The following is a 5787-nucleotide window of genomic DNA, read 5'->3' on the forward strand; positions in this document are numbered from 1 at the left end:
CGGCAGCTGGCCGCTGACCAGATGCAGGTCGGAGGCGCCGGCGTGGCGGGCCTGGTGCCAGGCGGCGAGCAGCCAGTCGGGCAGCGTCATGGCGGGGAAGGTCATGGCGATGGCTCTCCGGCTTTGCGACAATCGCCGCTCAAGTGAAGACCAGCCCCGAGGGGAGCGCCAGTCATGTCATCCGCCGATACAACGCCCGGCACATTGCCAGTGCAGGCAGCGCAGGCCCTGGCCGAGCGCCGCCAGGCCGTGCTGGTGCGGGTGCGCGCGGCCGAGGTGCGGGCGGGGCGGCCGGAAGGCGGCGTGGCCCTGCTGGCGGTGAGCAAGCTGCAGCCGGCGGCCGCCGTGCGCGCGCTGGCGCAGGCCGGGCAGACGGCTTTCGGCGAGAACTACGTGCAGGAGGCTGTCGACAAGATGGCCGAGCTGGCCGATCTGCCGCTGCAGTGGCACCTCATCGGGCCGCTGCAGAGCAACAAGACCCGCGTGGTGGCCGAGCATTTCGACTGGGTGCATTCGCTCGACCGCCTGAAGATCGCCGAGCGGCTGTCGGCGCAGCGTCCGCCGGGCATGGCACCGCTGCAGGTGTGCATACAGGTCAACATCGACGACGAAGACAGCAAGTCCGGCTGCGCGCCCGCCGACCTGCCGGCGCTGGCGGCGGCGGTCATGCGCCTGCCCGGCCTGCGCCTGCGCGGGCTGATGTGCATTCCCCGCCCCGGCAACACCGCCGCGCTCGCCGGTCTCGCCGAGACAGCCGGGGATTTACTCGCTAGACTGCCGGCTCTGGCCGAACAGCCCTTCGACACGCTGTCGATGGGCATGTCGGACGACCTCGACGAGGCCGTCGCCGCCGGCAGCACCCTGGTCCGCATCGGCACCGCCATCTTCGGCGCCCGCCCGGCGCGGCAAGCCTGAGCCCGGCCGGCGGTCAAGCCAACGAAGCATGTTTCGACAGGATTCGCCCGCATGAGCAGTCATCCCCGTATCGGTTTCATCGGCGCCGGCAACATGGCCTCGGCGCTGGCCGGCGGCCTGCTGGCCCGTGGCTGGCCCGCCGCCTCCCTCTGGCTCGCCGACCCCAGCGCCGCCCAGCTCGCCGCCCACAGCGGGCGCGGCCTGCGCACGACCACCGACAACGCCGAACTGGCGGCTGCGGTCGATGTGCTGGTGCTGTCGGTGAAGCCGCAGGTCATGGCCGACGTGCTGAAGCCCATCGCCGGCATCGCGCGCGCGCGCCGGCCGCTGATCATCTCCATTGCCGCCGGCATTCCGGTGGCCAGCCTGCAGCGCTGGCTGGGCGCCGCGCTGCCGGTGGTCAGGGCGATGCCGAACACGCCGGCGCTGGTGCAGGCCGGTGCCGCCGGCCTGTTCGCCAGCGCCGAGGTCGGTGAAGACCAGCGTCGCCTGGCCGAGCAGGTGCTGGGTGCCGTCGGCCTCAGCCTGTGGGTGGAGCGCGAGGACCTGATCGATGCCGTGACCGCAGTGTCCGGCTCCGGTCCGGCCTACTTCTTCTATGTCATGGAATCCATGATCGCCGCCGGCGTGGCGCTGGGCCTGGACGAGCGCGATGCCCGCGCGCTGACCCTGCAGACCGCGCTCGGCGCGGCGCAGATGGCGATCACCGCCGATGTCGGCCCGGCCGAGCTGCGCCGCCGCGTGACCTCGCCGGCCGGCACCACCGAACAGGCCGTGCGCGTCTTCGACGAGTCCGGCCTGGGTGATATCTTCCAGCGCGCGCTCGCCGCCTGCGCCGATCGCGGTGCCGAAATGGCCCGCGAGCTGGGTGGCCGCGACTGAAGTTACCGCGCGCCGGCTTCCGGTCGGCGCGCACCGTTCGACCCGGGCGGATGGCGCAGTGCCCCCGCCGTGGCGTGATTGCCGTATCACGGAGTTTTGCTGATGGATGCCCTGAAAGAGATCGTTATTCTGCTGGTTAAGACAGGCACTAGCGTATTCATGTTTTTGGTCTGGCTGCGTTTCTTGCTGCAGGTCGCCGGTGCCGACTTCTACAACCCCATGTCGCAGTTCGTGGTCAGGGCCACCAGCCCGCTGCTGAATCCGCTGCGCCGCGCCGTGCCTGGCTTCTTCGGTCTGGATATCGCCGCGCTGGTGCTCATCGTGCTGATCAAGCTGATTCAGCTGGCGGCCGTCGTGCATCTGGATGGGCTTGTCGCGACTCCGGCATTGCTTGTGGTCACTGCAGTCTTCGACCTATTGCAGTCAGCTATCGACTTCTTTTTCTGGCTGATCCTCGGCACGGTGATCCTGAGCTGGGTGGCCATGGCTTCCGGCGGCGTCAATCCGGGCCTCATGCCTCTGCTGCAGATCGCCGAGATCGTGCTGGCGCCGTGCCGTCGCCTGCTGCCCAACCTTGGCGGCTTCGACCTGTCGCCGATCATTGCCTTCTTGGCCTTGCAGATATTCGGAATACTGCTTAACGCTCTGGAGCCGCAGGTGCTGTCGGCGCTGGCCGGCTGAGCCCCGGCGTGACGCTGGCGGCATGGCATGTGCTGGTACCTGAACCAAGCATGAGCCGACCAGGCCTGAATAGGCCATGAGCGAACCTGCCCTGCGTCGTGACGGCACCGACCTGCTGCTGCTCGTGCATGCCCAGCCCGGGGCGAAGCGCAGCGAGTTCGCCGGCCTGCACGGCGATGCCCTGAAGATCCGCATCCAGGCACCGGCGGTGGATGGCAAGGCCAACGAGGCCATGCGCCGCTTCCTCGCCGAGGCCTTCGCGGTGCCGGTGTCCGCGGTCAGCCTGGTCAGCGGCCAGACCTCCCGGCACAAGCGCTGGCGTGTCGAGGCCCCCCGGCGCTGGCCGGAGGCGTTGTCGGCCTGGCTGCCGAAACAGGCCGCCGCATCGGTGGACGAGCCCCCGCGCTGATCCGTACACTCACCGTTTGCGCATGGTGCCCTGCACCCAGCGCCTTCCGCTTTCGTATCGAGTGCTCCGATGTCCGATGCCCTGCCGCCATCCGCGCCGTCTTCCGATGGTTCCGCTGCCGCCGGCGCTGTCGCCGCTGACGGCCTGCCGCCGTTCCCGGTCGGCAGCGTGGGCCTGGTCGAGCCGCGGCTGCTGCGCATCGATACGCCGCTGATGCTGGCCTGCGGCCGCACGCTGCCGTCCTGCGACATCGTCTACGAGACCTACGGCACGCTGAACGCCGATGCCAGCAACGGCGTGCTGATCTGCCACGCGCTGTCCGGGCACCATCACGCCGCCGGCTACCACACGCTCGAAGAGGCGGAGAAGGGCAAGCCGGGCTGGTGGGATACCGCCATCGGGCCGGGCAAGGTCATCGACACCAACCGTTTCTTCGTGGTCGCGCTCAACAACCTGGGTGGCTGCCACGGCTCCACCGGTCCGGCCTCGGTCAATCCCGAGACCGGCAAGCCCTGGGGGCCGGACTTCCCGATTGTCGCCGTGCGCGACTGGGTCAAGGTGCAGGCGCGGCTGACCGACCACCTGGGCATCCAGCAGTGGGCGGCGGTGGTCGGCGGCTCGCTCGGCGGCATGCAGGTGCTGCGCTGGAGCATCGACCACCCCGGCCGCGTCGCCAATGCCGTGGTCATCGCCAGCGCACCCAAGCTGTCGGCGCAGAACATCGCCTTCAACGAGGTCGCGCGCCAGGCCATCCGCCGCGACCCCAATTTCCATGGCGGGCACTACTACGAGCACGGCGTGGTGCCCGAGGTCGGCCTCGGGCTGGCGCGCATGGTCGGGCACATCACCTATCTGTCCGATGACGCCATGCACCAGAAGTTCGGCCGCGACCTGCGCGCCACCACCTACCAGTACGGCTACGGCGCCGAGTTCCAGGTCGAGTCCTACCTGCGCTACCAGGGCGAGACCTTCTCGCGCCGTTTCGACGCCAACACCTATCTGCTCATGACCCGCGTGCTCGACTACTTCGACCCGGCGCGCGACTTCGACCATGACCTGGCGCGCACGCTGAGCCGGGCGCTGTGCCGTTTCCTGGTGATCTCCTTCACCACCGACTGGCGCTTCTCGCCCGAGCGCTCGCGCGAAATCGTCGATGCCCTCATGGACGCCGGCAAGGACGTGACCTACGCCGAGATCGACGCGCCCCAGGGCCATGACTCCTTCCTGCTCGACAACCCGCGCTACCTGGCGGTGTTCGGCGCCTACATGAACCGCATCGCCGATGCCCTGGAGGCCCGCCATGCGTCTTGACCAGGCCCTGGTGAAGCAGTGGGTGCGCCCGGGTTCGCGCGTGCTCGACCTCGGCTGCGGCGACGGCGAGCTGCTCGCGCACCTGCGCGATACCCTCGGCGTGCGCGGCTACGGGTTGGAGATCGATCCGGACAAGATCACCGCCGCCGTGGCGCGCGGCGTCAATGTCATCGAGCAGGACCTCAACAAAGGCCTCGCCAACATCCGCGACAACAGCTTCGACACGCTGCTGATGGCGCAGGCGCTGCAGGCGGTGCAGCGGCCGGACGAGCTGCTCGACGAAATGGTGCGTGTGGCGCGCGAAGTGATCGTGACCTTCCCCAATTTCGGGCATTGGAGCACGCGCTGGTACCTCGGCAGCAAGGGCCGCATGCCGGTCTCGCGCGCGCTGCCTTACGGCTGGTACGACACGCCCAATATCCATCTCTGCACTTTCCGGGACTTCGAGGCCATGTGCCGCGACAAGGGCCTGCGCGTGCTCGACCGCCTCGCCGTGGACCAGGGCCAGCAGGGCAGCGCGTTGTCGCGCTGGTTCCCCAATCTGTTCGGGGAGATCGGCATCTTCCGCGTCACGCGGGGATGATGCCTTGGTCTTTGCGCCAGTCGCCGGCCGCATGCATCAACACGCTGAACAGGAACACATGATGACCCGACTCGTGCTCGCCACCGGCAATGCCGGCAAGCTCAGGGAACTGCAGGCGCTGCTGGCGGACAGCGGCGTCGAGGTGCTGTCCCAGAAGGACTTCGACGTGCCGGATGCCGACGAGACCGGGCTGTCGTTCGTCGAGAATGCCATCCTCAAGGCCCGCCACGCCGCGCGCCTGACCGGCCTGCCGGCGCTGGCCGACGACTCCGGGCTGGCGGTGGATGCCCTCGGCGGCGCGCCCGGCATCTACTCCGCCCGCTATGCCGCCGACCCGGTCACCGGCGCCCCGGGCGGCGATGCCGCGAACAACGCGAAGCTGCTCGCCACCCTGGCCGCGCTGCCGCCGGAGACCCCGCGCACGGCACGTTTCGTCTGCGTGCTGGCGCTGGTCCGTCATGCCGACGATCCGCTGCCGGTGCTCTGCCAGGCGAGCTGGGAAGGCGAGATCACCCTGGCGCCAGCCGGTGACGCCGGCTTCGGCTACGACCCGCTGTTCCTCTCCGGCGACCAGGCGCCGGATGGCCGCCGCCTGACCAGCGCCGAACTGGCGCGCGAGCGCAAGGCCGAGCTCGGCCATCGTGGCCAGGCACTGCGCCAGCTCAAGGCGCGCTGGGCCGAGACCGGGCTGTGATTTCGGATATCCGGCTGGCGCTGGTGATGGCGCGGGTCTACATCTGAGGGTACTGATGCGCTTTGGCGTTCGAGCTGATTGCATTGATTGCGGCTTCGTGTTGCAATCAATGCAATCAAGCCGCGTGTGGAGGGCATCATGGCAACCAATCTCATTGTCCGCAATGTCGAGGCCGATATCGTGAATGCCCTCAAGCAGACCGCTGCCGCGCATGGCCGCAGCGCCGAAGCCGAGCATCGGGAAATCCTGCGCGCCGCCTTGCAGCGGCCACCGCGCCGCGCGTTCACCGAGGTGCTCGCGGGCATGCCGGAT

8 protein-coding genes are annotated in these 5787 nt (G+C 69.1%); all 8 read left to right on the plus strand.

The features are described from left to right. Positions 1-174: 174 nt before the first annotated feature. The gene (locus C5O18_RS05615) at positions 175-915 is read left to right on the plus strand and encodes a YggS family pyridoxal phosphate-dependent enzyme (protein WP_105192226.1); all 741 of its coding nucleotides are present in this window, start codon (positions 175-177) and stop codon (positions 913-915) included. Between the two features lie 51 nt (positions 916-966). Then, positions 967-1797, plus strand: a complete 831-nt coding sequence (gene proC, locus C5O18_RS05620) for a pyrroline-5-carboxylate reductase (protein ID WP_105192228.1) — start codon at positions 967-969, stop codon at positions 1795-1797. A 102-nt stretch (positions 1798-1899) separates the two neighbouring features. After that, positions 1900-2478 carry a YggT family protein gene (locus tag C5O18_RS05625; RefSeq protein ID WP_105192230.1) on the plus strand — a complete coding sequence of 193 codons (579 nt, stop codon included), beginning with the start codon at positions 1900-1902 and terminating at the stop codon, positions 2476-2478. Between the two features lie 76 nt (positions 2479-2554). Further along, the gene (locus C5O18_RS05630) at positions 2555-2887 is read left to right on the plus strand and encodes a DUF167 domain-containing protein (RefSeq protein WP_105192232.1); all 333 of its coding nucleotides are present in this window, start codon (positions 2555-2557) and stop codon (positions 2885-2887) included. 69 nt (positions 2888-2956) lie between these two features. After that, the gene (gene metX / locus C5O18_RS05635) at positions 2957-4198 is read left to right on the plus strand and encodes a homoserine O-succinyltransferase MetX (protein ID WP_277422150.1); all 1242 of its coding nucleotides are present in this window, start codon (positions 2957-2959) and stop codon (positions 4196-4198) included. Beyond that, entirely contained in the window at positions 4188-4781 is a 594-nt protein-coding gene (gene metW / locus C5O18_RS05640) for a methionine biosynthesis protein MetW (protein WP_105192234.1), read from the plus strand. Before metX ends, metW begins: the two co-directional genes overlap by 11 nt. Before the next feature lie 58 nt (positions 4782-4839). Next, positions 4840-5475 (plus strand): RdgB/HAM1 family non-canonical purine NTP pyrophosphatase, encoded by a 636-nt coding sequence (gene rdgB, locus C5O18_RS05645; protein WP_206389742.1) that lies wholly within the window; start codon positions 4840-4842, stop codon positions 5473-5475. Positions 5476-5613: 138 nt separating this feature from the next. Beyond that, positions 5614-5787: FitA-like ribbon-helix-helix domain-containing protein (locus C5O18_RS11140; RefSeq protein ID WP_105192240.1), on the plus strand; the 174-nt coding region annotated here is incomplete at its 3' end.

This window comes from Amnimonas aquatica, from assembly GCF_002943415.1.
In the GTDB taxonomy this organism is placed as follows: Bacteria; Pseudomonadota; Gammaproteobacteria; order Pseudomonadales; family Moraxellaceae; genus Perlucidibaca; species Perlucidibaca aquatica_A.

Bases quoted from the DNA above. Each gene is read 5' to 3' on its own strand.
- C5O18_RS05615 (WP_105192226.1), top strand. From the start codon at position 175: ATGTCATCCGCCGATACAACGCCCGGCACATTGCCAGTGCAGGCAGCG.
- proC (WP_105192228.1), top strand. From the start codon at position 967: ATGAGCAGTCATCCCCGTATCGGTTTCATCGGCGCCGGCAACATGGCC.
- C5O18_RS05625 (WP_105192230.1), top strand. From the start codon at position 1,900: ATGGATGCCCTGAAAGAGATCGTTATTCTGCTGGTTAAGACAGGCACT.
- C5O18_RS05630 (WP_105192232.1), top strand. From the start codon at position 2,555: ATGAGCGAACCTGCCCTGCGTCGTGACGGCACCGACCTGCTGCTGCTC.
- metX (WP_277422150.1), top strand. From the start codon at position 2,957: ATGTCCGATGCCCTGCCGCCATCCGCGCCGTCTTCCGATGGTTCCGCT.
- metW (WP_105192234.1), top strand. From the start codon at position 4,188: ATGCGTCTTGACCAGGCCCTGGTGAAGCAGTGGGTGCGCCCGGGTTCG.
- rdgB (WP_206389742.1), top strand. From the start codon at position 4,840: ATGATGACCCGACTCGTGCTCGCCACCGGCAATGCCGGCAAGCTCAGG.